This is a genomic window from Desertivirga xinjiangensis (assembly GCF_024436435.1).
GTDB lineage: Bacteria > Bacteroidota > Bacteroidia > Sphingobacteriales > Sphingobacteriaceae > Desertivirga > Desertivirga xinjiangensis.
The window spans coordinates 728,076-755,027 of sequence record NZ_JAFMZP010000002.1 but is presented as its reverse complement, the minus strand read 5'-3'; the positions used below and the strand labels follow the sequence as shown (position 1 = coordinate 755,027).

Here is a 26,952-nt window from a genome sequence, read left to right as displayed (position 1 = left end):
GCTGGTAACTATTGTCGTCGTGAAAAGTGGCACAGGCAACTCACGTTCGCTAGCTTACTGGAATGACTGGTAAGACAGGTAGTTCATTCATAATCTCTCCATCCGATCTATATATTTTTTTCCCATAAAAAAACTTCCTACTTTTCCAGTAATTAACCCAAAGCAATGAGTTCTCCTGAAAAATCCGTTCTCGCCAGACACGGCAGTAACTTGGCCGTAATCCTGCTGTTTTTAATGGCAATAATTGCTATCTTTTACCATAGTTCCCGGGAAAAAAAGATTGCGCAGAGCAACTATGAAATCTACAGCGGTTATGTTGAAAGTTATACTACGGGTATAATCTCGCGGGGTAGTACAATTAAGGTAAGGCTAGCGACAGATGTAAGAACACTGCACTCGACCAATGAGCCCGCGTCCGGCGAGCTGTTTGAATTTTCACCGGAGATCAAGGGGAAGGCTTATTGGTTGGATTCCCGGACCATTGAGTTTCGTCCGGAACAAGCTTTGGTGCCAGATAAAGAATATACTGCCACCCTTAATCTTTCGGAGATTATGGAGATCCCTGAAAACCTGAGGGTTTTCAATTTTGGTTTTACTACGATAAAGCCTGATTTTTCTATCGAAACCCTTGGCTTGCGCTCGGCTTCGGCAAACGCTGCAGCCATTATGAAACTAAGCGGAAGGATCATTACCGCCGATACGGAGGAAAGCAGCAATATCGAAAAGATGCTGCAGCTTAGCTATGATGGGAAGGTCAGGATCAGTTGGGAACATAACAACGAAGCGCGTACACACACTTTTACCGTAAATAACATCACCCGTTATCCAAATGATAAAAAACTTCTGCTAAGCTTTGACGGTGCTCCTATTAATGCAGATGGAGAAGGTACAAAAGAAGTAATGGTACCGGCTGCAGGGCAGTTCAAAGTACTGGAGCTTCGTCCGGTACAGGATAGAGAACAGTATATCTCAGTATTGTTTTCTGATCCCATCCGTATCGGACAGGATCTTACCGGCCTACTCGGTATACGTACCTTGCCCATGCCTGCTTACACCATCAACGGCAGCGAAGTAAAATTATATCCAGGTGAGCGTTTGAACGGAAACTACTCGACATTTGTTAATGAAGGTATAGAGAACTTTGAGAGTAAAAAGCTGCCCCGCTCCTTCTCGGCTAATGTGCATTTCGAAAATACAGAACCTTCGGTGAGTATCCCTGGCAAGGGCGTAATCCTGCCGCATTCAGGCAAATTGATGATGCCTTTTGAAGCGACAAACCTGAATGCAGTGGATGTTACCATCATTAAGATCTATGAAAATAACATCCCACAGTACCTGCAGCAAAATACCATCGATGGTGAAAATCTACTGAGGCAGGTGGCCAAACCGATCAAACAGGCCACTATCCGTCTGGATGAGGATAAAAGCCTGAACCTTCATAAAAAGAACCGCTTTATGCTGGATATCGATAAACTTATCCGGACCGAACCTGGAGCGATCTATCGTATCACCATTGGTTTCAGGCCTGCGTATAGTGTATATACCTGCAAAGGAGCAGAGAATAGTGGAGCTGGCAACGAATCTGAAGAAGATCAGCAAAATGATGAATATGGTGGTTATAGGGCCAATATTGATGAGGACGATGAGTTCTGGGGTCGCTATGATAATTATTATCCTTACGGCTATAACTGGGAAGAAAGAAATAATCCATGCAGCAAATCGTATTACAACCGGGAACGCTGGGCTTCGCGAAATGTCCTGGCTTCTAACATTGGGCTTATAGCAAAACGCGGCAGCAGCAACAATCTGCTGATCGCCGTAACCGATATTCTGTCTGCTGAACCTCTTGGAGGAGTGAAATTGGAATTGCTCGACTACCAGCAGCAGGTATTAGCCAGCACCAATTCGGGAAATGACGGCCTGGCCCAATTAAGCTTGAAACGTAAACCGTACCTCCTGGTGGCAAAAAAGGGCGATGAAAGGGCTTATCTGAAACTTGATGACGGAAGCTCTCTTCCTTTAAGCCGTTTTGATGTTGGCGGCGAGCAGTTGCAGAAGGGTTTGAAAGGATTTATTTATGCAGAACGAGGCGTATGGCGGCCGGGCGATTCTTTATTTATCTCTTTTATTCTTGATGACAGTCAGAACAAACTCCCGGTTGGACATCCCGTAGACCTGGAGTTATATACGCCCCAGGGACAACTGTTTAAACGGATCAGCCTGAACAGATCAGTCGATAATTTTTACACGTTCAGAACGGCTACGGAGCAGTCCTCTCAAACGGGCAACTGGACTGCCCGGATAAAAGCTGGCGGCGCCGTATTTGAAAAAAGGATCCGTATAGAGACGGTCATGCCTAACAGGCTAAAGATAAACCTGTCCTTTGCTAAGCAGGCGTATTTGTCGAAATCTCAAAGTGCCAGGGGGCTATTAAAAGCGGAGTGGTTGTTTGGTGGTGCAGGCCGGAATCTTAATGCGAAGGTAGATGCTTACGTTTCGCCGGAAAAAACTAATTTCAAAGGTTTTGAACAGTTCATATTTGACGATCCAGTAAGGAAGTTCAGTTCACAGCTGCAAACTGTCTTCGACGGAAAGCTGAATGAGAACGGTATTGCCGCTGTGAATACCAATATAAATGTGGAAGAACAGGCTCCGGGGCGCTTGAATGCTAATTTTATGGTCAAGGTGTTTGAGCCGGGCGGCAACTTCAGCATTAACCAGGTTTCTATGCCTTACCATGTTTACAATGGTTATGTCGGTCTTCGCAGTCCCGAAGGAAAGGGTTTCTCGGAGATGCTGGTTACGGGTGTCAACCATCCTATCGACATTGTGGCTGTAGACGCAGCCGGACGACTCAGGGGCGGAAGTCGCCAGGTGGAGATCGAACTGTATAAAATGAAGTGGCAATGGTGGTGGGATGAAGATGAAAGCGCTGTAAGCAATTTTACCCAGGACGAATACAATAAACTGATTCAGACGGCCTCTGTGTCGCTGAACAATGGCCGCGGTAAGTGGAACCTCCGTGTTGACGAACCCGAATGGGGACGTTATCTGATCCGCATAAGGGATCCGGAAACAGGCCACTCGACAGGCAAGATCGTTTACATTGACTGGCCAAACTGGGCTGAGCGGATGCAGACTGAAAATCCTAGCGAGGCTGCTATGCTGTCGTTTACGGCAAATAAGGATAACTACAATGTAGGTGAGGAAATTGCCCTTACGATACCAACTGGAAATGCGGGTCGTGCACTCATCAGCATTGAGAACGGAAGCGGGGTAATTAAAACTTTTTGGATAGAAGCGAAAAAAGGACAAACACAGTTCAGGTTCAGGGCTGAGAAAGAGATGAGCCCTAACGTCTTCGTGAATGTCACTCTCCTTCAGCCTCATTCGCAAACAGCTAACGACCTGCCGATCAGGATGTACGGAATAATACCTTTGGAAATAGAAGATCCTGGGACCCTGTTGAAACCTGTCATTTCTATGGCTGATGAGATCCGGCCGGAAACCAATGCCAGTATCACCGTATCTGAAGCATCCGGCAAAAAAATGACCTATACTATTGCTCTGGTCGATGAGGGGTTGCTGGATATCACCAACTTCCCTACCCCTGATCCGCATGCTGCGTTTTATGCCCGGGAAGGATTAGGCGTAAAAACCTGGGACCTGTTTGATTATGTGATTGGCGCGTACGGCGGCGATCTGCAGAGAATTCTAAGTATCGGGGGTGACAGGCAATCCGGAAAAGGCGGTAAAAACCCAAGTGCGAACAGGTTTAAACCTGTTGTGAAATTTATGGGTCCCTTTACTTCGGATGGCGGCAAACAAACGCATCGTTTTAAACTACCGCAATATGTGGGTTCGCTGAGAGCTATGGTGATTGCCGGGCATAAATCGGCCTACGGCTTTGCAGAGAAAATGATAAAGGTCAAAAAGCCTTTGATGGTGCTGGCTACACTGCCACGGGTTTTAAGTCCTGGTGAGCAGGTTCGCTTACCAATAACGGTCTTTGCGATGAATAGCTCGGTGAAAAACGTAAGCCTTGAACTGAGATCGAATATGTTCAGCTTCCCTCAGGGTAACCGAACCTCTGTTGCCTTCAGTAAACCTGGCGATCAGCTGGTGTACCTGGATCTCGTAACCCGGAACTTATCTGGTATAGGAAAGTTGAAGGTCATCGCGAAAAGCGGCAAAGAAAGTTCTGAGTTTGACATAGAGCTCGACGTGCGAAATCCTAATCCAACGATCACAAGAGTTATAGAGAAGACCCTCGAACCGGGAGCCTCTGTACAAGTTCCATTCGCGGCTTTCGGTACAGCGGGCACCAACAGCGGGACGCTTGAGGTTTCGTCGGTAGCCCCCATCAATCTGGATAAACGATTAAACTATCTTATCCAATATCCTCATGGTTGCGTGGAGCAGATCACTTCTGCTGCTTTCCCGCAACTATATCTTCAAAAGCTTACCGAGCTATCTGAGGCCAGAAAAGCGCTTGCCGAAAGGAATATCAAAACAGCCATTGCCCGGCTGAACGGTTACCAGCTGCCTGATGGCGGCATGGCTTACTGGCCGGGCGCTAAGGAAGCTGATGAGTGGAGCACTAATTACACAGGGCATTTTATGCTGGAAGCTGAATCGAACGGGTTTTCGCTTCCACCTGGGTATTTAACGCAGTGGAAGAAGTTTCAGAAGAACAAAGCGGTATCCTGGGCGCCCTCGACCCTGAATTTTTATGGCGCTGATCTTTTACAGGCCTACCGTTTGTACCTGCTGGCACTGGCGAAATTGCCCGAATTGGGTGCAATGAACAGGCTAAGGGAGTTTAAGTACCTCTCTCCTGCTGCTAAGTGGCGTCTGGCGGCTGCCTATAGGCTTGCCGGACAGGCAGGAATTGCGATGCAGTTGATCAGGGGTTTATCACTGGATGTAAAACCTTACAAGCAATCCTACGGTACCTTTGGTTCTGATCTGCGTGATGAATCGATGATCCTTGAAACTTTGACACTTCTTAACCAGAAAAAGCAGGCTGAGGGCTTAATGCGGAGCATTTCGGCGAGGTTGTCCCAAGATAACTGGTATAGCACCCAGTCGACCGCGTATGCGCTGATCGCCATTGCTAAATATTGCGGAGCGAGTACGGCCGGGAAAAAGCTGCAGTTCAGTTATCGCGTCAACAAGGCGGGAGGAACTATCGATCAAAACGCCTATGTATGGCAATCGCAGCTAGCTTTATCGGGATTAAAGAATGTGGCTATGCTAAGTAATAAAGGCAAGAACCGTTTGTTCGTAAGGTTAGTGCTCAGGGGTAAGCCATCTATTGGTCAGGAAGATATTCCGGCAGGAAATCCGGATATTTTAAGTATGCGTGTGGGATACTTTTCGCTTGCAGGGCAACTGATCGACCCGGCAAGGATTGTGCAGGGCACCGACTTTATAGCGCAGGTGAATATCTCGAATCCGGGCAAACGCGGGCGGTATGATAACCTTGCATTAAGCCAGCTGTTCCCTTCAGGATGGGAGATTATCAATACCCGGCTGATGGACAATGAGGCGATATTTAAGTCCTCACCTGCGGATTACAGGGATATCAGGGACGACCGGGTAAACACCTATTTCGGACTGGCCGAAGGTAAGGAGCTTACTTATTTCGTGTTACTGAATGCTTCTTATACTGGCCGGTATTACCTGCCTCCTACTCATTGTGAAGGGATGTATAATGCAGAGATCAGCGCTACGGTACCGGGGAAATGGGTTGAGGTAGTTAGTCCGCTTCCTGAACCGCAAAGTGTTGCGGGAAAATGAGGGAGCTCACGGCAATTCTGAAAGAATTCTTTCGCAGCATGTCGCGCACGAAAAAGACAGCTCTTCTTTGTGCGCTGGTTCTGTTGACTGCTTTTACATTTTGCTTACCTGAGCCCCTGTTTGTTCATCCTACCTCCTTTGTGATTGAAAGCGTCGAAGGTGAATTGCTAAGTGCCTCCACCGCGAGGGATGGTCAGTGGCGCTTTCCGAAAAACGATTCAGTTCCTGAGAAATTTAAACAATGTATCATCGCATTTGAAGACAAACGTTTTTACAGGCACCCTGGTGTTGATATTTTAGCTGTCGCAAGAGCGATTAGGCAGAATTTCAGCAAGGGAAGGGTCGTTAGCGGGGGCAGCACGCTAAGTATGCAAGTGATCAGGCTTTCCCAGGGAAATAAACGTACTCTAATTAATAAGTTATTTGAAGCAATCAAAGCGCTCCGGCTGGAACTTCGCTATAATAAAGAAGAGATCATTTCCTTGTATGCGGCTAACGCTCCCTTTGGCTCGAATGTGGTTGGTCTGGATGCTGCCGCCTGGAGGTATTTTGGCCGGCCCGCCTCCAGCCTTTCATGGGGAGAAGCTGCCACGCTGGCTGTATTGCCTAATTCTCCTTCGCTTGTTCATCCTGGCAAAAACAGGGATCGTCTTCGCGTAAAACGAGATCGCCTGATCAGCATTTTAGAGCACGAAAAAGTCATCGATGCTGACGAGGCAATGCTCGCCAGCATCGAGCCCCTGCCCGGCAAACCATTCCCTTTGCCTCAAAGTGCTCCGCACTTGATGAGCCTCGTTAAGTCGGATTTTAAAAAAAATAAACTCAGTTCTACTCTTGTCCGGTCCAGCATCCAAAGTCAGCTTCAAAATCAGGTAAGCGATATTTTATGGAGCCATCGTCAGCGACTTGCAGCCAATGAAGTTAGTAATTGCGCAGCCCTGGTTTTGGACGTTGAAAGCGGGCAAGCCCTGGCTTATGTTGGAAATATATACCAGCCGGAAAATACTGAAGCAGAAAGTTATGTGGACGTTATCCAGGCGCCCCGCAGTCCGGGCAGCACTTTAAAACCTCTGTTATATGCTGCCATGCTGAATGAGGGCATGCTGCTGCCTAACAGCCTTATACCGGACATCCCTACGCAGATCTCCGGCTATCAGCCCAATAACTATGATCTTGGATACGACGGAGCTGTGCCTGCTTCAAAAGCACTAGCACGGTCGTTAAATGTCCCTGCCGTGCGCATGTTGCAGCAGTACAGATATGAGCGCTTTCACGACTTTTTAAAGAGCACAGGTGTTTCTACCCTGATCAAGCCGCCCGACTTTTACGGCCTGTCTTTAATACTTGGTGGCTGTGAAACAACTATGTGGGAGCTTAGCGGCATTTATGCCAGCATGGCAAGAACTCTAAAACATTATAGGAAAAACCGGGGAAAATATGCAAAAAGCGACTGGAGGCCACCGACCTATCTCGCAAATAAAGCAAACGACAGAGAACTGGAAAAGAACGGCAAACTGGACGCCTCGGCAATATATTATACCTTTGAGGCTATGAATGAAGTGATGCGTCCGGGCGAAGAGCTGCTTTGGAAGCAATTCTCCTCCTCACGAAAGATCGCATGGAAGACTGGCACCAGTTTTGGATTCAGAGATGCCTGGGCTATTGGAGTTACGCCGCAATACCTGGTGGCAGTATGGGCAGGAAATACTGATGGTGAGGGCCGTCCGGGCTTAACCGGGATAGATGCCGCGGCACCTATCCTGTTCGACATCTTCCGCTCGTTGCCTCCCGGATCGACCCAGTGGTTTGAAATGCCTTCACCGGAAATGAAACTACTGGAGGTTTGCAAACAAAGTGGATTTAAAGCATCGACCATGTGTACTTCTACAGAAAAAATGCATCTGCCTGTACGAAGCTCTAATGCGGCCGTATGCAACTTTCATAAGCTGGTCCATTTGGAGCGAAGCGGACGGTTCCAGGTGAGTTCAGAATGTGAAAGTCCCTCGGAGATGATCCATAAAAGCTGGTTTGTTTTGCCCCCGGCGATGGAATATTATTACAAGTCCAAAGATTACAGCTATCAGAGCCTGCCTCCGTTCAGGGAGGACTGTGCGGGAAACATTGGAGGCAATGTGATGGAACTGATCTATCCCCGTCACAATGCAAGGATCTATGTCCCTGTAGAGCTCGATGGTAAACGAGGGCAAGTGATCTTTAATGCTGCTCACCAAAAGAGCGATACAAAGGTGTTCTGGCACCTGGATGATGAGTTCGTGGGAAGCACCCGCGATATTCACCAAATAGCACTAAATCCTTCCGCAGGAAAACATCAGATCACCCTGGTAGACCAGCAGGGGAACCGTTTACAGCAGGCCTTTGTGATACTGGACAAAGAGAAAAATTAATTTTACTATCTTGCCAGGATCAGCAGGTTGAAAAAGGTGCTTTTTGTGGAATTAAAAAGCAAAATAAAGTTTTCGTCTGTTGTCAAAAAACAACTTTTAAATAGATCTAATAAAATGGCAAAAAAGAAAGCCTCACATATAAAACATGTTTTTACTCAACTCATAACAGATGTATTTGAGAAAAGTGGCAACAAACCACTTAACTACAAACAAGTTGCTGCAAAGCTAAATTTGAAGGACGCAGAGTCGAGAGAAAGTATCCTCGACGTACTTAAAGTTGAGACGAATAAAGGACTGTTCCAACAGGTAGATGCCGGAAAATACCAGTTAAAGGAACTTAAGACTTTCTTAACGGGCCGGGTAGCCATGACCAGCGACGGTTCGGCGTTTATTATCCCCGACGATGAATTTGAAAACGATATATATGTTGCCCCCCGTAAGCTGCGCACCGCTTTAAATGGTGATAAGGTAAAAATTTACGTCTTTGCAAAAAGCAAAGGAAAGCGTAAGGAGGGAGAAGTGATTGAAATCCTGGAACGGGCTAAGATGGAGTTTACGGGTATCGTAAAAATATCAGAACGTTTTGCATTCTTCATTCCTGATGATAAAAAAATGCTTCGTGATATTTTCATTCCACTGGACGATCTTAACGGTGCTCAGCATGGTGAAAAAGCCATCGCGAAGATAACAGACTGGCCAGAGGATGCCAAAAACCCTATTGGGCAGATCACGCGGGTGCTCGGAAAGCAGGGTGAAAATAATACAGAGATGAATGCTATCCTGGCCGAATATGGCTTCCCGCTTCAGTTTCCTGATGATGTAGAAGAGGAAGCTAACGCGATACCGGAAGAGATAAGTGCTGAGGAGATAAGTAAACGACGTGATTTTAGAGAAGTTCTGACCTTTACTATTGACCCTGTTGATGCGAAAGATTTCGATGATGCCATTTCATTTAAATACCTGGACAATGGAAACTACGAGGTCGGAATTCATATTGCAGACGTATCCCATTACGTAAAACCCGATTCCGCTTTAGATAAAGAAGCCTATGCACGTGGTACATCTGTTTATCTTGTCGACCGGGTGATCCCTATGTTACCGGAAAGATTGTCAAACGGTGTTTGCTCATTAAGACCGAAAGAGGATAAATTATGCTTCGCCGCGGTTTTTGAATTAGATAACGAGGCGAATGTTGTTGAACAATGGTTTGGTAAAACGATCATCCATTCTGACCGCCGCTTTTCATACGAGGAGGCACAGGAAGTTATCGAAGGAACTTCCCAGGAATATTATAATGAGATCCATAAGCTTAACGCACTGGCCTATAAATTAAGGGACAGAAAGTTTAAGCATGGGGCTATTAGTTTTGAATCCACGGAGGTCAAGTTTAAACTTGATGATGCAGGGAAGCCTATTGGAGTATACGTAAAAGAACGGAAGGATGCGCACAAGCTGATTGAAGATTTTATGCTCCTCGCTAACCGCAAGGTAGCTGAGTTCATTGCTAAAAAGGGCAAGGGTAAAAACAAATACACGTTTGTTTATCGCGCACACGATGCACCGAACGAACAAACACTAAACAGCTTCGCGCTTTTTGCAGCCAGGTTCGGTTATAAGATCAATACTAAATCTGATAAGGAGATTGCCCGTTCACTGAATCATTTAATGGAAGATGTGGAGGGTAAAAAAGAACAGAATGTGCTTACTCAACTGGCCATTCGTTCGATGGCAAAAGCTATCTATACCACTAAAAAATCGAGCCACTATGGCCTGGCTTTCGATTTTTATACACACTTCACCTCTCCTATCCGTCGTTATCCGGACGTGATGGTACACCGGCTGCTGGAGCTATACCTTGCCGATGGAAAATCAGCGAACGAAGAGCACTATGAGGCGCTTAGTCTCTATTCTTCCCAAATGGAGAAAAAGGCTGCAGATGCAGAACGGGCTTCAATTAAATATAAACAAGCAGAGTTTCTTGAAGATAATATAGGCCGGGAGTATAATGGTATCATTTCAGGAGTTACCGAATGGGGTATGTATGTAGAGATCATCGAGAATAAATGTGAAGGTATGATCCGCTTGAAAGATATATCCGACGACTTTTATGTGCTGGATGAGAAAAACTACTGTATTATCGGTCAGCGAAAAAAGAAGAAATATCAGCTTGGTGATGAGGTGAGGATCCTGGTTAAGAAGGTAGATCTATCAAAACGCCAGATCGACTTTACTCTCGTTCAGAACGGAACCGTTAAAGATGAGTGGGATTTTTAATATAAGCAGGTGTTTGATGATTGCAGAGGTCTGTGTTAGCTAACTTGACCCACGCGACAGGTGTGCCGCGTGGGCTTTCATAGTAATAACACCTGACCTACTTATACTTAACCGCTCGGTACTTTGCAAGGTTGATCATCAATACGCTCAATAAAATAATGATCAGACCAAGGATTTGCAGTAAGGTGATCGATTCATTAGCGAAAAAGACGCCTAAGAGAACAGCTACCACCGGATTTACGTAGGCATAGGTACTTACCTGCGTTGCGGGTCTTACTTCGAGCAACCATACATAGGCGCTGAATCCTGCGATCGAACCGAAGATCACCAGGTAGCCGATAGACCACCAGGCTTCCGAAGGAACTGAGCTCCAATTGAAGCCCTCCGGCTCATTACTGATTACGCTGGATATTGTGAAAGCTACACTCGCAGCTATCATTTGCCAGGCTGAATTTACTGTGGCGGCTCCGCTAGATTTGTATTTTGAGTACAGAGAGCCACCAGCCCAGGACATTGCGCCAATTATCAAAAGCGCCATACCTCCCATTTCGAGCGTACTTCCTCCAGTTGAAAATGCATCCAACATATTCTTATAAAAAAGAATAATTACTCCTACGAAGCCAACCAACAAACCAAACACCGTGGACCTGCTGTTCAGGTTTTCACGCCATTTTGGTATGTCAAGCAAAACGAACCATAAAGGTGCCGAAGAGACCAGGATAGCAACAAGCGCACTTGGAAGAAACTGCTCGACCCATATTACAGCGCCGTTTCCGATAAATAATAAAAGAAATCCACTAACTAGCGAGTGTTTGATCTGGGACCAAACGAACACTTTTTGCTGCTTGTAGGTACACCATGCAAGCATGATCAGACCGGCGGTAGAAAAACGAAATGCTCCCAGAAAAAAAGGGGGAAAGCCATGTATGGCTTTTTGAATAAAGAAATAAGTGGAGCCCCAAACAAGATAGACTGTGACGAATGCCACTATCACCATTAACGGTGTTGCATCTTTAACTTTTGACCTTTCCATTATTGTGATTACTCAAAGATTCAAAATAAATTCAGTGCATTTCTAATTTTTGAGTAAACATATTCTAAACTCTCATCTGATATACAATAAGGTGGCAAAATATAGATGATATTCCCCAGAGGCCTGAGAATTATGCCTTCCCCCAGGAAATATCTGTACAGATTATCACGTAAGCTGCTGAAATACGAAGAATCCTCGCCTGTCTCCCATTCAAAAGCAATGATTGTTCCCGTTTGACGAATTTGTTTAAGTTTCCTGTGATCCTTTATTTCTTCAGCAAACGCTTTATGTTTTGTTATAATTCGCTGGATGTTCTGCATAGTTTGCGGCTGCAAAGTAAGCTCTAAACTTGCCAATGCAGCACTACAGGCTATCGGATTAGCGGTGAACGAGTGTCCGTGAAAAAGCGTTTTTAATTTATCATCAGATAAAAAAGCGTTGTATATCTCCGTTGTACAAGAAGTTACCCCCAAAGCCATTGTGCCACCTGTCAAGCCTTTTGACAGACACACAATATCCGGATCGTTCTGCAAGTACTCTGATGCAAACAACTTTCCTGTACGTCCAAATCCGGTCATCACTTCATCAGCAATGGTAAATATCTGATTCTCTTTACAAACGGCGAGTAGATCATCCAGGTAAGTGGCTTCATACATCAGCATGCCTCCTGAGCCCTGAATTAAAGGTTCGTAAATGAAAGCAGACACTGTATCTCCCAATTCTGAAATCTGAGCTTTCAGCACCTCGATATTTCCTTCGTGAGGTGTGTCTATATATTCTACATCAAAAAGGAAACTCTCGAATGGTGCTGTAAAGGCACTCCGGGCACTCACAGCCATTGCACCAAATGTATCACCATGGTATGAATTGTTGAAAGCAATCACTTTTCGTCGCGGCAAACCCTTGTTGGACCAATATTGAAAACACATCTTAAGCGCAACCTCTACTGCGGTTGAGCCGTTGTCAGAGTAAAATATCTTTGCCTGATTGTCAGGTAAGATATTTAATAAGCCTTCAGCCAGCTCCACCGCAGGCTTATGCGTGAAGCCAGCAAAGATGGCATGTTCCAGAGAATGTAATTGTTCTGATACTTTCCGGGCAATATGGGGATGGGCATGTCCATGAATATTTACCCACCAGGAAGAGACGGCATCAATATATTTCTTTCCGTCTTCCCCAATCAAAAACTCGCGTTCTCCCCTGAGAATGGCAACAGGGGCTGAAGCTGTCTTCATTTGTGTATAGGGATGCCAGATGCTCTCCTGATCACGTTTTGCTAATGTCATGAGATATTTTTTTCTTTTAAAAGTTTAACCACACGCTGATCGGTTGGAAAAGTAACGTCTTCCAATTCAAGTGCTGAAATTTTCTTCCACCTGAAAGCTTGTTTGATATCACCTTCATTATCAAAATCAAACACCACTTGCTTAAAGCGTAGCTGTAGTTCATTTATTGGTTTTACCAAATAGTAGATACTGATTATCTGACTCTCGTTAAATGCCGATTTGCAAAAGAAATCTGTGGTGTAGAAATGACTCAGCACATCAACATCAACATTACACTCCTCAACAAATTCTCTCTTTAAGCCCTCTATCAATCCTTCACCGTATTCAAGACCACCACCCGGAAACTTGCTGAAACGTATTCCGTATTCCTCCTCGTCACTGATAAGAACCTCGTTGTTTTCATTAATCAGAAGGCCATAAACACGAACGTTAAACAGATACATACGATTAAATTTGTTGATAATGCTTATGGTTACTGGTCACATTCTCCACTGTCCACTCAATATTTCGGTTCTGAACCTCTGTCCTTACCGGACATTTATCCATACGACAATAGTGACAGCACTGTGGCAGACAAGGATCAGTATGAATGAAAAATTCGGTTTGAGAAAAGCCATTTTGATTGACAAGGGTATCAATCTCTGATATTTCGTCGTGTACTTTGTTCAATTCGAAATAGTAGGGTAATGTAACGTGACAATCGATGTGTAGTGAATGCCCGTAGCTCTGTGTCCGAAGATTATGAATGTCGATCCAGCTGTTATGACGGTTCTTGTTCAGAATTTCAACCACCTGTTCTACTTTTTCCAGATCAGACTCATCCATCAAGGCTCCTACCGATTTCCGGACTAGTTTATATCCATTATATGCAATATATACTCCCATGATGATGGATAAAACGCTATCCAGGTAATAGTTCCCTGTGAGATAAATGAGAACTAAGCCAGCAACCAAACCAGCACTGCTGTAAGCATCTGTTTTGAGGTGTTTTCCGTCGGCAAAAAGAGTAACCGATCTTAATATTTTAGATTGGTTGATCATATACTGTCCGAGGGAAAAATTAATCACACCCGTAATAGCGATGATAATAGTGCCGTCGAAAAGGTCTTTAATCTGCGAAGGATAGATTAAGTTATATACCGATTTAAACAAAATAAGGCAGCCTGCGATCAGGATCAGAATTCCCTCCACAAACATGGAAAAAAATTCAACCTTTCCGTGCCCATATGGGTGGTTAAAGTCTTTGGGTTGCGACGACAGATAGATGCTGTAATACGCAAATGCACTCGCTAATACGTTTACAATGCTCTCAGCGGCATCAGTAAGTATTGCGTTAGATGAAGTTATAAAATAAGCCGCGAACTTCCCAAGCATCAGGAGCACACTTACACACAGGGCAAAAAGGATAATCTTCTTTTGAGAATGCACTCGGATCTGTTTTCCGCAAAGGTAGGCGATAAATAAGTCAATTTTCAAAAGGAAATAAATTTAGACAGCGGGCCGTACCTGTACTCGGCCAATTTTTCTTATTCAAAATACAAGTTTTTCTACACATTACATAAAGGCTTTATATATTTGCGCTTATGAGTATTTTATCGAACAGAATTAACAATCTTGCAGAGTCAGCTACTATAAAAATGGCGAAACTCGGCAGAGAATTAGCGGCTCAGGGCGTAGATGTTATCAGCCTTAGCCTTGGAGAAACAGACTTCTTTACACCTGATTTTGTTAAAGATGCTGCCAAAAAAGCTATTGATGGAAATTATTCTTACTACACTCCTGTTGCCGGTTATCCGGACCTGAGAAAGGCTATAGCCGCTAAATTAAAGCGTGAAAATAAGATTGAATATAATTTCGACCAGATTGTTGTTTCTACCGGGGCAAAACAGTCATTAGCCAACGCTATCCTTTGCCTTGTTAACCCGGGCGACGAGGTGGTGATTCCAACACCTTATTGGGTATCATACTCTGAGCTGGTGAAATTAGCAGATGGCGAGTCGGTATTTATTAATGCAACGATAGATACTGATTTTAAAATCAGCCCGGAACAATTAAAAGCAGCGATAACTCCGAAAACGAAATTATTTATGTTTTCTTCACCTAACAACCCAACCGGGACTGTTTACACACGTGAAGAGCTTGCCGCATTAGTAAAGGTTTTTGAAAAACACCCTGATGTATATATTATCTCCGATGAAATTTATGAGCACATCAACTTTATTGGAGAGCACGTTTCTATTGCCGAGTTTGAAAGTATAAAAGACAGGGTTATCATAATCAACGGTCTGTCTAAAGCTTATGCTATGACCGGATGGAGATTAGGCTTTTCTGCAAGCAATAAAGAAATTGCGAATGCTATCGACAAACTGCAGAGTCAGGTAACTTCCGGAACTTGTTCGATCACTCAAATGGCTGGAACAGCAGCATATCAAGGCAGTTTAGACAGTGTTAAGGAAATGCAAAAAACTTTCTTAAGACGTCGCGACCTAGTTTACGGTTTGTTAAAAGAAATTGATGGCATCAAAGTAAACCTTCCGGCAGGAGCATTTTACTTCTTCCCGGAAGTAAGTTCGTTCTTCGGAAAATCATTTAATGGTTCTGTAATTAAAAACGCAGAAGATCTTTCATTATATCTTTTAAATGTTGGTCATGTAGCCACTGTAAGCGGCGATTCTTTTGGAGATCCGAATTCAATTCGTTTGTCGTATGCGGCAGCAGACGAGAAATTAATAGAAGCTATTAAACGCATTAAATTCGCTCTAGAACAATTAAAGGATGAAAAAGCTGTTCCAACAGTTTAACAACTTAAATATCCTTGTAATTGGCGACGTGATGATGGACTCGTACCTCTGGGGAAATGTTGACCGCATTTCTCCGGAGGCTCCTGTTCCTATCGTATCCGTTAAGAAAAAGGAAAACCGTTTGGGCGGAGCAGCTAACGTAGCCTTGAATATTCAGGCCCTGGGGGCCAATCCTATCATATGTGCAACCATAGGCACGGACATAGAAGGAGACGAGTTTATAAAACTGATGGACAAGCAAGAGCTTAGTTCTGAAGGTTTACTTCGCCTGTCAAGCAGGCCAACTACTGTTAAGACACGGGTTATCGGACACCACCAGCAGATGCTGAGAATCGATGCAGAGGTGGATGAAGAAATAACTAGCTCTGAAAGTGCTGATCTGCTGTTAAGAATATTATTCATACTAGAGCATCAAAAAGTCGATGCTATAATTTTCGAAGATTACGACAAAGGTGTTATCAGCGAAAGTCTGATCGCTCAGGTAGTTACAGAAGCAAATCGTCGGAAGATCATAACTGTTGTTGATCCAAAAAAACGCAACTTTTTAAGCTACAAAGATGTCACACTGTTTAAACCGAATTTGAAGGAACTTCGGGAAGGTTTAAAAGTAGATATTAACCTGCAAAAGTCCGACGATTTGGACAGGGCTGTAAACAAACTACAGGAAAAGCTGAGGGCAGAAAAAATAATGGTGACACTTTCAGAACATGGGGTGTTTATACAATCAAAAAATGGTAAACGAATCATTCCTGCACATGTTCGAGACATTGCAGATGTTTCGGGTGCAGGTGATACTGTAATCTCTACTGCTGCTCTTTGCCTGGCTGCTGGCTTTGACGATTTTAAAACTGCAGCGATAGCGAATTTAGCAGGCGGTTTGGTTTGCGAGCATATAGGTGTAGTACCTATCAACAAAGATCAACTCATTGAAGAAGCTGAAGAACTATTTAAATAGTTCTTCAGCTTTCAGCTTGCTGTCTGATCTTTGGTTATATATAAGAATCGTCTGTTTGTCTGTCCTTTGTGTTCCGCAGGATCACTAAGGATTCAGCAATGAGAAAGAGTCTCTGACTCGCTAAAGCGCAGTGTTTAATGCCTAAGGAGTCAAAGACTCCGTTTTTATTGGATAATCCTTAGTCTCTCGCGCACTTAACTCAGGCTACAGACTAAGGACAGCGCTGATCAAACATTGGATCTCTTAACTAAAGGACAATGCGCGTGCGCCGGCATATGCGAACATCGGCTATATTTATTGCCTTGTTTTAGGCTTGAACTTCCTTTTTCCCTGGGGTGGCTTTCTATTCTTTTTGGCTTTTACGTACGGTTTAAATTCAACCTGCTCCCCTGCTTCATCCGGCAAAATACTGCAAGGTATCTCGCGCCCTATCATCGCTTCGATCTGGGATAGTTTTCTTTGATCACGCTCGTTTACCAGCGTAATGGCTGTACCTGTTGTCGCTGCACGGGCGGTTCTTCCAATTCTGTGAATATAGTCTTCCGGGTCGGAAGGAGCGTCATAGTTGACTACCAGGTCTATCCCTTCTACGTCAATCCCTCGCGATAAGACATCAGTTCCGATCAGCACCTTTAGTTTCCTGTTTTTAAACTCAAGAAGAATTTCCTCCCGTTCTGATTGGTCAAGATCAGAGTGAAAGGCTTTGGCGTCAATATGAATCTTGCGCAAAGCCTTGTAAAGCTCTTTAACTTTTTCTTTGGTAGAAGCAAAAATGATGACACTCGAAAATGCTCCTTTATTAAGGATCAATTGTATAAGTGGTATTTTCTGCTCATCAAGCACCTTATAGATCTGCTGATCGATACCTGCTGCCGGCTGCGATACGGCAAGGTTTATCTGTTCGGGATTATTTAAAGCAGTATTGGCTAGGCTCCGTATGCGTGAAGGCATGGTGGCTGAGAACAGCAGTGTCTGCCGCTCTTTTGGGAGATAACTGATAATCCTAAGAATATCTTCCTGAAATCCCATATCAAGCATCCTGTCAGCTTCATCCAATACCAGGTGTTTAACCTGATTCAGTTTCAGCACACCCGACGAAAGATGGGCGATTAATCTGCCTGGAGTAGCTATCAGGATGTTTACATTATTCTGAATTGCCCGCCGTTGCTGTTCATATACGATGCCGTCGCCTCCTCCAAAAATGGCGACAGAGCTTATTCCTGTAAAATAAGCCAGGCCTTCTGCCTGCTGATCAATCTGCTGTGCCAGTTCCCGTGTTGGAGCAAGTATAAGAGTAGTTATATTCTTTTTATCAGTTTTGCTGATGTAATCCATAACCGGCAGCAGGTATGAGGCCGTTTTCCCTGTACCTGTCTGGGCACATGCTATCAGATCATGGCCTTTTAGGATAATTGGTATAGCAGACTGCTGAATAGGAGTTGGCTCACTGTATCCCATACTATCCAAGCCCTCCTGCAAATGTTCATGAAAGTTAAAATCCTGAAATGTCACTTATTTTGTGTTATTGCGCCAAGATAACAAAATCATCTCACAAAGACCTCTATTCTTTAAACTGTCTGATATTCGATATTGGAAAACAGACAGAGATAATTTTTCTCAGAAAAATAAATTATTAAAAATAATAGATTTAAACATTCTTTATTCATATCTTCAATGCAGTAATTGTTTAAAAGAAAGAAAATTAACAACAAACAAAAGCCTATGAACTATGTTAATGAATTTCACAAACACCTTTTAATTAATTAAAAATAATACTCATTCATTCTCACCATTATTTTATTAGTACATGAACATTTTTGTTGCAAGCCTTCCTTTTCAGCTAGAAGAAGCTGATATCAGGCAAACATTTGAAGAATTCGGAACTGTTTCATCAGTTAAGCTTATCCTGGATAAAGAAACCGGAAGAAAAAGGGGTTTTGGTTTTGTGGAAATGCCCGAAGACGAGCAGGGACAAGAAGCTATAGATAAGCTAAATGGCGCTGAGTTCCACGGTAGAGCGATTTCTGTTTCTAAGGCAGAAGACAAGAGAGAGAATTCTGGAGGGAGAAGCTTCGGCAGATCTGACAGATCTGGATCTGGCGGTGGCTTTAACCGGGGCGAAGGTGGCGGCGGTTATAACAAAGGCGGCTATAACAAGTCAGGAAATAGCAGAGGCGGAAATGGCGGTGGCAGAGACAGAGATAGCAGAGGCGGAAATCGTTGGTAAATATTTCTATAAATCGGGAGTTTGAATATGCTCCTTTAATTTGTTTTATAAAACCTATAAGATTCGAATCTTATAGGTTTTTTTGCAGAACAGACGGGTTAAGTTAAGAGACAGCCATCAATACATGATTTTCGACTAAGGGAAAAGAAACGAAAAAAGAAGTACCTGTATCAGTTGAGCTTTCAAACCAGATTTTACCATTTTGAATTTCTGTGAATTCTTTACATAATACCAAACCCAGTCCGATTCCTTTTTCCTGACCAGTACCATAAGTTGATTTGGCCTTTAGAGAAAACAGATCTCTTTGTCGCTCAGGATTAATCCCTATCCCGTTATCCTTTATCGTAATTTTGCATTCGCCGGCTTCAGCAAGCACTTTCACTTCGATCCGGCCGTTCAATCTGGTAAACTTAATAGCATTATTTATCAGGTTCCTGACAATTAGCTGAAGCATGTCTTTATCGGCTAGTATAGTGATATCATCCGATATGTGGTATATAATTTGTATACCCTTTTTATGTGCTACTGACTTACAAAGATCGATTGTAGACTGTAATGTTGAGTGTAATTCAACCGGGTCTAAATTTACCGAAGCGCCATCAAGCTGAGTCTTTGACCACGAAAGAATATTCATCAACATTTCCTGCGTTCGCCTGGTACTTGATAATAGCTCTTTCGAGAGCTCCAGCCTTTCCTCCTCTTCCAGATAGTCCTCGGAAAGAAGCTCAAGGTAATTCTGAATAGACGACAAAGGTGCTCTTATGTCGTGTGAAATGATAGTGAACAACTTATTTTTTTCAGCATTGATTTTTTCCAGCTCCTCCGCCTTTTGCTCCGCGGAATTTCTTTCTTTCCGATAACTCTTCACCAGAAAAGCTGTACCGTAATAGATCAGAACTATCACTACAAAATAAGAAGAGGAAATGTCGGCAAACCTGTCAAACCTGGTATTATACGTCTGATGAACCAGGTCGGGATGATAATATTCGGATATTAAAATTGCCCCGACGATTGCCAGGTTCAAAAGAAACCACCATCTATACTGCCAGCCTGGCGCGATAGCTATAATGAGAAAAAAAGAAAGTGCAAAAAGCAGTAAGGTTGGGCCTTGAATTCCCGAATTATAGTAATAGTTAAGCCCGAACAGGGCATAAACGCTTAAGCCCATGATGATTATACTGGTTACAACTTTTCCTTTGAATCTGGATAAGTAATAGCATGCAGCCTGAATCAACAGCAGCACAAGGGCTACAAGTGCTGACAAGGGCAAGCCTACAAAATAATTGAATGGAACATGATACGCGAAAGCCACCAGCGCGATAACACACGCTGAATTAAACAGACGGTTTTCTAACGGAAACTCTGAAGCTGATCCAGTTAAACTTTCCCAGCTATCTTTGATTTTAGAATAAATACCCACCACTTAAGAATATGTAAATATACACAATCATGTGTAGTATTTATCGGTGGCCAGGCTTTAAGTAAAAAATACTATTTCTTCTTAGTTGGCTCTATGTTATTATCTTTTTGGATCTTTTGCTGCACCTCTTCTTTGTCTGATCGCATTTCAGGGGATGAAATTGGGCTTCTTACCGGCCTTTCGTCTCCGAGAAGGACTCCCCAGTGTTTAAGCTCAGTGGATCTGTCGAACGTTATTTTCAGCACAGCGATCACAGGCAACGAAAGGAACATTCCCGAAATTCCGGCAAGGCTTCCGCCGACAAAAACACCGATAATAGTAATAAGTGCATTAATTTTGACCTTCGAACCGACAATCCGCGGCATTAGTATGTTATTGTCAAGAAATTGAACAAGCGCAATGGTTCCGAGAACTGCAAAAATGGGCCATAACTCGTCACTTGAAGTAAGGGTAAGGAGCACACCTATCACATTTCCGATCAAAGCTCCAACATAAGGAATCAGGTTTAAAAACGAGAAGATCACAGCAATAAGTAAGGCATGTTTAATACCTATTATCAAAAGAATGCCTCCGAGAATAATAGTCATATATGTTATCTGTATCACCAAACCTATCAGGTAGCTTTTAATAATAACTTTCGTTTCTAACATCGCTTCCCTAACCTTTTCATGATTTTCTTCAGGGAACCATAAAAAGATAAAGCGCAGAAGCACATTTTTGTAATAGAGAAGCAGATATATATAGATAGGCAGCAGACCGACAAAAAGTAAGGTTGAAGATACAGAACCTGCTGCGCCACTCAGCATTCCTGCTGCATAATTAAGCAGTTTATTGCTCTGTTCATTGATCAGATCGATCTGCTCTTTGGTAGAAAATTTTGTTTTTGCATTTATCCAGTTACTCAAAGAATTTAGATGCGTGGTCACATTCTTCTTGATTTGAGGAAAATCGGATACCAGGCTGGTTATCTGTGATGAGAAAAACCATACTAACAAAGCAACCAGAATAATAAGAAAGAAGATCGATAAAAAGATGGCAAGCGATTCAGGAAATTTTTTCCTTAAAAAAAATTGATAAACAGGCAGTAACACGATACTGATAAAAAATGCCATAGTAACAGGCATAATTATGTCTTTTCCTATCACTAATAAAAAACCGATAAGCACCAGGCCTAAAAGTTCTATTGAGCGTTTAACGGTAACCGGCATTTCCTTCATAAAAGCGAAACTAATTAGAAATCTAAATATAATATGCAGATGTTTTGTTTCATTAAGCTGCTGCGAAGATGCAATTTATAAGCAAATCTTTTTTTTTGGGCCAGGTATTGTAAATAAGTGATAAAATTGCAACAATCTATTTGGACTAATTATAAACTAGTTCTATATTTGTATTGCTTAGTAACACAAGAAGTATAAAAATGAGCTGTCAACTAGTAGAAATTTTTAAAACTCAGCACGGATCTGTACACCAATGTAACCTTAAAAATGTTTTCCGTCTGGAGTTTGGTGGGCACCACTCGTTCTTCAAAATCAGCGACTTCCTCGATTTTATAAAAAGGGTAAATCAGATTGATATCGCTGAAATGGCTAAAAATATGTCACGCAATGCTGATATAGCTATACTAATGCCGCATTATACTGAACGCTGTTTTTTACTCACCATTACTGACATTTTAAATCTTCGTGAGATTTTAAACGGAGCGAAGTTTATGGTTCAGCTTAACAGTATTATCCGGGAATGTCTTCATTCCCTTGTTTAAATTCCTGGTGAGAATTTAATGAGAATATTTAGACTTATTCTTTATTGTATTTTATAGTATACAATCTGTCTTTAATACTGTTATAATAGCTAACTTAGAAATATAAAACGACAGTATTATGAAAGACCTTCTCAGACTTAGAACTTCTTTGACCGAAGAAATCGAAGCTCTTTTAAATGAACAAATAAAGACAGAAGCATATTCTTCAGCAGTATACCTTTCAATGGCATCCTGGTGCAACAGAAATGGTTTTGATAATAGTGCAGGATACCTGGAAAAACAATCATACGAAGAAAGAGAACACATGATGAAACTCTTTCGATTTGTAAATGATATGGGCGGACGGGCTATATCTCCCGAAATTACAAACATTCCACAGGAGTTTGATTCTTTTAAGGGTGTTTTTGAATTAGCTTTACAGCAGGAGATTCACGTTACTTCTCAGTTTAACCGTATGGCAGACCGCTGTTTTAAGGCCAAAGATTTTATGACCTTCCAGTTTATTCAGTGGTTCTTGAAAGAACAAATTGAAGAAGAATATGTAGCTCGTCGCATCCTCGAACTTTTTGATGTAATCGGAGAAGAAGGAACAGGACGCTGGCAGATTGATAAGCATATTCCCAAGGTCACCTATGGGGAAGACCCGGGGGAATAATAGAAAAAGTAAGAGCCGCTCATCAAGCGGCTTTTTTTTGTTCTATAGTCTTTTTTAAAGTTTGGCAAGATATTTATTACTATAGTGATAAATAAAAATCACATCCTATGAATATCAGAAATAATTCAAAAGCTACAACTACCTTACTACTTGCAGGAATTGCAACAGGTGCTGCCGCATGGTACTTATTAGGTACAGATAATGGAAAGAAAACATTAACACATTTAACTGATTCAATCAACGGTTTCAGTGATACTGTTGCCACCAAGGCGAATGATACACTTGCTAATCTAAAAGCTCAAAAAGATAATTTCACAGCTTAAAAATAACGAAGGTGTCTGAAGGTCCGACTCACGATAGTTGAAACTTTCTGGACACCTTCTTTTTTTGATAACCTATCCTATGAAATCTCTACTTACAACGATACTCGTTTTTCTAACTTCCTTTGCAAGCCAGGCGGGAAATAATAGTACTGACTATAAGAAAAACTTTAACTTGAGTCATAACGGCAACGATATTCTTGGTCATTGGCGCAGTGCACACGGCAGTGGAAAAATTGAAATCTACAAAAAAGGTGAAAAGTTCTTTGGTAAGCTAATCTGGCTTAAAACGCCAAATGACGAAAATGGCAAGCCTCTGACTGACATCAAAAACCCAGACGAAGCACTAAGGAACCGGCCTATTATGGGATTAGAGATATTTAGAGATCTGGCTTATAAAGGCAATAATACCTGGGGTGGTGGTACCGTTTATGATCCAAAGTCTGGAAAAACATACAATTGCCAGATGAGCCTTCAATCTGAAAGAGAGCTGGATATACGGGCGTTTTTTGGCATTGCTCTCATTGGAAAAACCGAGACATGGACACGGGTTGATTAGAGTCTAATGCAAGATTTTAAATACCAGCTCCTTTAACAATTCGCCGTCGGTTGTATTACCTGTCGAGTCGACACCTTTAGTTTTCAGATCGTATTCGCGAAGGTAACTTATGATGTCGATCGTCTTCCAGGCGTTGTAACTTTTACCTGCTAGCTCATAATCTTTCACAAAATATGGGTTAACACCCAACTCCCTAGCCAGGTTTGAAGACGACTTGTCGGAGATATAATGGTATTTTAAAACTTTGGTGAACCAAGTATTTAATGCTCCCAAAACCATTTGTATTGGATTTGATTTGGGATTAGAAGCGAAATAATCAATTATCTGATTTGCCTTCAAGGGATCACGCCGGGCAAGGGCATCCTGAAGCTCAAAGACATTGTATTCTTTACTTATACCGATATTGTTTTGAACGTCCTCCACCGAAATCTCATTTCCCTTAGGAACGTTTAACATGAGTTTTTCAAGCTCATTTGAAATTTTTGAAAGGTCATTACCAAGATACTCAGCCATTAGTGCTGATGCCCGTGGCTGGATGCGATAGGCCTTATCTTTCATGAACTCCTCTATCCAACCTGGAACCTTACTTTCATAAATAGTGGCTGATTCATAGATTACTCCGATTTTTTCTATAGCCTTATATGTTTTTTTCCGCTTATCGAATTTGGAATGCTTAAAACAAAATACAAGTATAGTACTGGGAACAGGGTTTTCGAAATATGCCAGTACCGGATCTGCACCCTTTTTATCTTCATCCTTTCCCCATTTCAGATCCTGTGCCTCTTTTACCATCACCAATTGATATTCACTCATCATTGGAAATCGTTTTGCGGCATTTAATACTGTTATCATATCTGTATCTCGACCATAAACTACCGTTTGGTTGAAGCCTTTCTCAGCATCGGTTAATAGATGCTCTTCGATGTAAGTGCCAAACAGATCAATATAATAAGGTTCTTCGCCATGGAAGAGATAAACCGGTTTAAATTTCCGGTTTTTCAGATCATTTAACAGTGCTGCAGCAGTCATATCAGGTTGCCAAATTAAGTAATTTTTGTCTTAGAACTGTTCTGGAAGTTTTTTTCGGTAAGGAGTTTGAAAATACCCAGATACTTAGGCTGTTGCTTTCAGCAAATTTTACGAATTTTGCCACGTGATATTTGAACCCTTACAATTAAATCTTCCCGCTCACCCATTTAAGATAAAGCAAGAGCTAAGTATTACTTATATCTTCGATGAAATAAGAAAAAAATACCTTGTGTTAACTCCGGAAGAGTGGGTAAGGCAACATTTGGTTCAGTACATTGTTAAGGAAAAGAGCTATCCAAGATCGCTAATTAAATTGGAAGGGGGCTTAAAGCTTAATTCGCTGCAAAAAAGAACAGACGTGGTCGTTTTCAATAATCGGGGTGAAAAAATACTTATGATTGAATGCAAAGCGCCTTCCGTGAAGATTACTCAAAACGTGTTTGACCAGATAGCACGGTACAACATCATTCATAGAGTACCTTTATTGGCAGTAAGTAACGGACTCGAACACTTTTACTGCCTTATAGACTTTGAAAATCAGAAATACACCTTTGTAAAAGATTTGCCAGATTACGATAATTCACTGTAACCTAATATTTTAATTTTCGTAAAATCAGTGTCATGAAGTTTAGGTTTTACAGGGAAAGTGCTGTGATATCTTTAAAAGAGCAGAGCTCTCCTTTTCACGCCATTTTTATCGGCATTACAGTAGTAATCGGCATCCTGTCCGTATTAATCATACCAGGTTGGTTTTCCCTGGCACTGGTATTAACAGCCGCATGTGTTTCGGCTATTTATCTGCGAGCGCATTTCAGTAAACGACCTTTGGCCCTTGCTGTAACAAAAGATGGTATAAGTTATTATAATGAAGACCTGAATGAAATAATCACCATAGCAGGATCAGATATCCATCATATAAACACCAACTTTTGCAGGATTCAAATTTCAACCAGAGATAATCATATACATAATATCAGTCTGATGGATATTAAAAGTCCTCAAACCAGATGGGAAATTAAAGAATTCACCCGGAGCTTCACTTGCGAAACTTCCGGAAAAGCATTTGATTAAAGGCTACTTATTCATAATCCGTATTTTTACAAGCTTTAAATTGAGCCCTTTTAAATCCGGATGATCGGAACTTAGTTTTTTATCGCCGTTCAGCCCTGCCGGCAGTTCTGAAGATGCTTGATCACCTGGTGCAAACACTCCTCCAAAGCAGGGAATATCGCCCTCCAGTTTTCCTCCGTCGAAATTGGCAAAAGTACCTGCATAATCCCAGCCGAAGCCATAAAAACGAACTGCGTTTCCTCCATTTAACTTAACTATTTCAGCCATTGAGGTTCCAATCTTGATGCCGTTTGCGAACTGATATGGGGAGTCAACTTTTTCTATCTCAATGAAACGGATGTTCTTAAATGGCGGTTTGTTTTCTTCCCAGCGTACAATTACTTCTTCCGGAGTACCTTTTCCAACAACCGTTATCAGCCCCTGAAACATCCCTTCCTGATAGAGTGAATCCTGAGTAACCCTTTCCGGGCCGAACTTCTCTATGATAGCATCCAGATCATCGCCCAGGTCAATTCTGCCTACGCCCCAACAGGTGATAATACTTTCTGTTCCAGGAGCATCAAGGCCCACAGAAATTAAATTGCCTGTCGAGTCTCCCGGTTCAGCCCCTCGCTTGCTTGGCCCGCAAGACAATAAAAAGAAAACTAATAAAAAAAGGGAAAGCCGCATAAATATGAGTTTTCCCTTATTAAATAAACCTTGTAACATTATTGTTTGGGGAATATTCTGATTGAGCTAAGTTCCATATCAATGCGATTAAAAAGTGGGTCTGACGATTCCACCCACTCCTTATTTCTGAAAGCCTTTATTTCATCTTTGTGCACTACATTGATTTTGACCTGCTCCATAAAGCCTGAAAGACACGGTGAATTGCTTTCTACAGTTCCTCCGTTGAAGCTCTTTATGATACCTGCCTCCGATGGCTGCCAGATATTTTTGAAGGTAACCGGCATAAAGCCGTTCAACTTTACTAACTGGCGCATCGTTAATCCAACTTTAACACTATCTTTAGTCATGTAAACAGATCCTGCCGTGTTTACTTCAACAAACTTCACCGTTTTAAATGGAGCACTACTCTCCTTCCAGTAAACGTTTACCTGTTTTTCATCACCTTCGAAAACAGTAGAATAATGTCCATATACGGTATTTTCATGCTCGGTAATGGCATTTTTCCCAAATCTGTCCACCAGCGATTGATGGGTATCTTTCAAACCGATCTCACCGATAGCATTACAAGTAATAAGTATTTTGGGATCGATTTCTTTTTTTTGTTTGGCTTTTTTGGGTTCCTGACAAGCGAACAGCGCCAGGCTTAAGAAAAATAAAGAAGTATATTTCATTATGATATGGTTGTAC

Annotated in this window: 22 protein-coding genes; 12 read left to right on the top strand and 10 right to left on the bottom strand. The window is 42.4% G+C overall.

Translation table 11 applies throughout. The features are described from left to right. Positions 1 to 165: 165 nt before the first annotated feature. From J3P37_RS08000 to rnr, 3 genes are all read left to right on the top strand, one after another. Positions 166 to 5,802 (top strand): alpha-2-macroglobulin family protein, encoded by a 5,637-nt coding sequence (locus J3P37_RS08000; protein ID WP_256010574.1) that lies wholly within the window; start codon positions 166 to 168, stop codon positions 5,800 to 5,802. A 38-nt stretch (positions 5,803 to 5,840) separates the two neighbouring features. After that, the gene (pbpC, locus tag J3P37_RS07995) at positions 5,841 to 8,207 is read left to right on the top strand and encodes a penicillin-binding protein 1C (RefSeq protein WP_256010573.1); all 2,367 of its coding nucleotides are present in this window, start codon (positions 5,841 to 5,843) and stop codon (positions 8,205 to 8,207) included. Between the two features lie 114 nt (positions 8,208 to 8,321). Continuing rightward, positions 8,322 to 10,481 carry a ribonuclease R gene (gene rnr / locus J3P37_RS07990; protein ID WP_256010572.1) on the top strand — a complete coding sequence of 720 codons (2,160 nt, stop codon included), beginning with the start codon at positions 8,322 to 8,324 and terminating at the stop codon, positions 10,479 to 10,481. A gap of 97 nt (positions 10,482 to 10,578) precedes the next feature. Here rnr and J3P37_RS07985 read toward each other — a convergent pair whose 3' ends face one another. The 4 genes from J3P37_RS07985 to J3P37_RS07970 are packed head-to-tail and all read right to left on the bottom strand — an operon-like array spanning position 10,579 to position 14,228. Then, positions 10,579 to 11,514, bottom strand: a complete 936-nt coding sequence (locus tag J3P37_RS07985) for an EamA family transporter (protein WP_256010571.1) — start codon at positions 11,512 to 11,514, stop codon at positions 10,579 to 10,581. Between the two features lie 20 nt (positions 11,515 to 11,534). Continuing rightward, entirely contained in the window at positions 11,535 to 12,800 is a 1,266-nt protein-coding gene (gene bioA / locus J3P37_RS07980) for an adenosylmethionine--8-amino-7-oxononanoate transaminase (protein ID WP_256010570.1), read from the bottom strand. Beyond that, positions 12,797 to 13,243 (bottom strand): NUDIX domain-containing protein, encoded by a 447-nt coding sequence (locus tag J3P37_RS07975; protein ID WP_256010569.1) that lies wholly within the window; start codon positions 13,241 to 13,243, stop codon positions 12,797 to 12,799. The genes bioA and J3P37_RS07975 overlap by 4 nt, the downstream gene beginning before the upstream one ends. Before the next feature lie 4 nt (positions 13,244 to 13,247). Next, positions 13,248 to 14,228 carry a cation diffusion facilitator family transporter gene (locus tag J3P37_RS07970; protein ID WP_256010629.1) on the bottom strand — a complete coding sequence of 327 codons (981 nt, stop codon included), beginning with the start codon at positions 14,226 to 14,228 and terminating at the stop codon, positions 13,248 to 13,250. A 155-nt stretch (positions 14,229 to 14,383) separates the two neighbouring features. Here J3P37_RS07970 and J3P37_RS07965 point away from each other — a divergent pair, with 155 nt between their 5' ends. Together J3P37_RS07965 and J3P37_RS07960 are read left to right on the top strand one after the other, a co-directional pair. After that, positions 14,384 to 15,601, top strand: coding sequence for a pyridoxal phosphate-dependent aminotransferase (locus J3P37_RS07965; RefSeq protein WP_256010568.1), 1,218 nt, complete (start codon positions 14,384 to 14,386; stop codon positions 15,599 to 15,601). After that, complete coding sequence (locus tag J3P37_RS07960) at positions 15,576 to 16,556, top strand: bifunctional heptose 7-phosphate kinase/heptose 1-phosphate adenyltransferase (RefSeq protein WP_256010567.1); 981 nt, start codon at positions 15,576 to 15,578, stop codon at positions 16,554 to 16,556. Before J3P37_RS07965 ends, J3P37_RS07960 begins: the two co-directional genes overlap by 26 nt. 294 nt (positions 16,557 to 16,850) lie before the next feature. Here J3P37_RS07960 and J3P37_RS07955 read toward each other — a convergent pair whose 3' ends face one another. Further along, complete coding sequence (locus J3P37_RS07955; RefSeq protein WP_256010566.1) at positions 16,851 to 18,068, bottom strand: DEAD/DEAH box helicase; 1,218 nt, start codon at positions 18,066 to 18,068, stop codon at positions 16,851 to 16,853. 295 nt (positions 18,069 to 18,363) lie between these two features. Here J3P37_RS07955 and rbp point away from each other — a divergent pair, with 295 nt between their 5' ends. Further along, positions 18,364 to 18,783, top strand: coding sequence for an RNA-binding regulator (gene rbp, locus J3P37_RS07950; protein ID WP_256010565.1), 420 nt, complete (start codon positions 18,364 to 18,366; stop codon positions 18,781 to 18,783). Between the two features lie 103 nt (positions 18,784 to 18,886). Here the strand turns inward: rbp and J3P37_RS07945 are convergent, their stop codons facing one another. Next, entirely contained in the window at positions 18,887 to 20,206 is a 1,320-nt protein-coding gene (locus tag J3P37_RS07945; RefSeq protein WP_256010564.1) for a sensor histidine kinase, read from the bottom strand. A gap of 68 nt (positions 20,207 to 20,274) precedes the next feature. Continuing rightward, positions 20,275 to 21,420, bottom strand: a complete 1,146-nt coding sequence (locus J3P37_RS07940) for an AI-2E family transporter (protein WP_256010563.1) — start codon at positions 21,418 to 21,420, stop codon at positions 20,275 to 20,277. 200 nt (positions 21,421 to 21,620) lie between these two features. Here J3P37_RS07940 and J3P37_RS07935 point away from each other — a divergent pair, with 200 nt between their 5' ends. The 4 genes from J3P37_RS07935 to J3P37_RS07920 all read left to right on the top strand — a co-directional run bounded on the left by J3P37_RS07935 (position 21,621) and on the right by J3P37_RS07920 (position 23,496). Then, positions 21,621 to 21,962 carry a hypothetical protein gene (locus J3P37_RS07935; RefSeq protein ID WP_256010562.1) on the top strand — a complete coding sequence of 114 codons (342 nt, stop codon included), beginning with the start codon at positions 21,621 to 21,623 and terminating at the stop codon, positions 21,960 to 21,962. 118 nt (positions 21,963 to 22,080) lie between these two features. After that, a complete protein-coding gene (locus J3P37_RS07930; protein ID WP_256010561.1) occupies positions 22,081 to 22,617 on the top strand; it encodes a ferritin in 537 nt (178 codons plus the stop codon). 107 nt (positions 22,618 to 22,724) lie between these two features. Next, positions 22,725 to 22,940: a hypothetical protein gene (locus J3P37_RS07925; RefSeq protein WP_256010560.1), complete on the top strand. Its 216-nt coding sequence runs from the start codon at positions 22,725 to 22,727 to the stop codon at positions 22,938 to 22,940. Between the two features lie 79 nt (positions 22,941 to 23,019). Next, positions 23,020 to 23,496, top strand: coding sequence for a DUF2147 domain-containing protein (locus J3P37_RS07920; RefSeq protein ID WP_256010559.1), 477 nt, complete (start codon positions 23,020 to 23,022; stop codon positions 23,494 to 23,496). A 3-nt stretch (positions 23,497 to 23,499) separates the two neighbouring features. On the opposite strand, the gene holA is transcribed toward J3P37_RS07920, so the two are convergent. Then, positions 23,500 to 24,525 (bottom strand): DNA polymerase III subunit delta, encoded by a 1,026-nt coding sequence (holA, locus tag J3P37_RS07915; RefSeq protein ID WP_256010558.1) that lies wholly within the window; start codon positions 24,523 to 24,525, stop codon positions 23,500 to 23,502. Between the two features lie 127 nt (positions 24,526 to 24,652). On the opposite strand from holA, the gene J3P37_RS07910 reads away from it, so the two are divergent. Both J3P37_RS07910 and J3P37_RS07905 read left to right on the top strand, forming a co-directional pair. Then, the gene (locus J3P37_RS07910) at positions 24,653 to 25,114 is read left to right on the top strand and encodes a type I restriction enzyme HsdR N-terminal domain-containing protein (protein ID WP_256010628.1); all 462 of its coding nucleotides are present in this window, start codon (positions 24,653 to 24,655) and stop codon (positions 25,112 to 25,114) included. 32 nt (positions 25,115 to 25,146) lie between these two features. Continuing rightward, positions 25,147 to 25,596 carry a hypothetical protein gene (locus tag J3P37_RS07905; protein WP_256010557.1) on the top strand — a complete coding sequence of 150 codons (450 nt, stop codon included), beginning with the start codon at positions 25,147 to 25,149 and terminating at the stop codon, positions 25,594 to 25,596. A gap of 3 nt (positions 25,597 to 25,599) precedes the next feature. Here the strand turns inward: J3P37_RS07905 and J3P37_RS07900 are convergent, their stop codons facing one another. Together J3P37_RS07900 and J3P37_RS07895 are read right to left on the bottom strand one after the other, a co-directional pair. After that, positions 25,600 to 26,265 (bottom strand): hypothetical protein, encoded by a 666-nt coding sequence (locus J3P37_RS07900; RefSeq protein ID WP_256010556.1) that lies wholly within the window; start codon positions 26,263 to 26,265, stop codon positions 25,600 to 25,602. Positions 26,266 to 26,303: 38 nt separating this feature from the next. Continuing rightward, positions 26,304 to 26,936: a hypothetical protein gene (locus tag J3P37_RS07895; RefSeq protein ID WP_256010555.1), complete on the bottom strand. Its 633-nt coding sequence runs from the start codon at positions 26,934 to 26,936 to the stop codon at positions 26,304 to 26,306. Between the last annotated feature and the right edge of the window lie 16 nt (positions 26,937 to 26,952).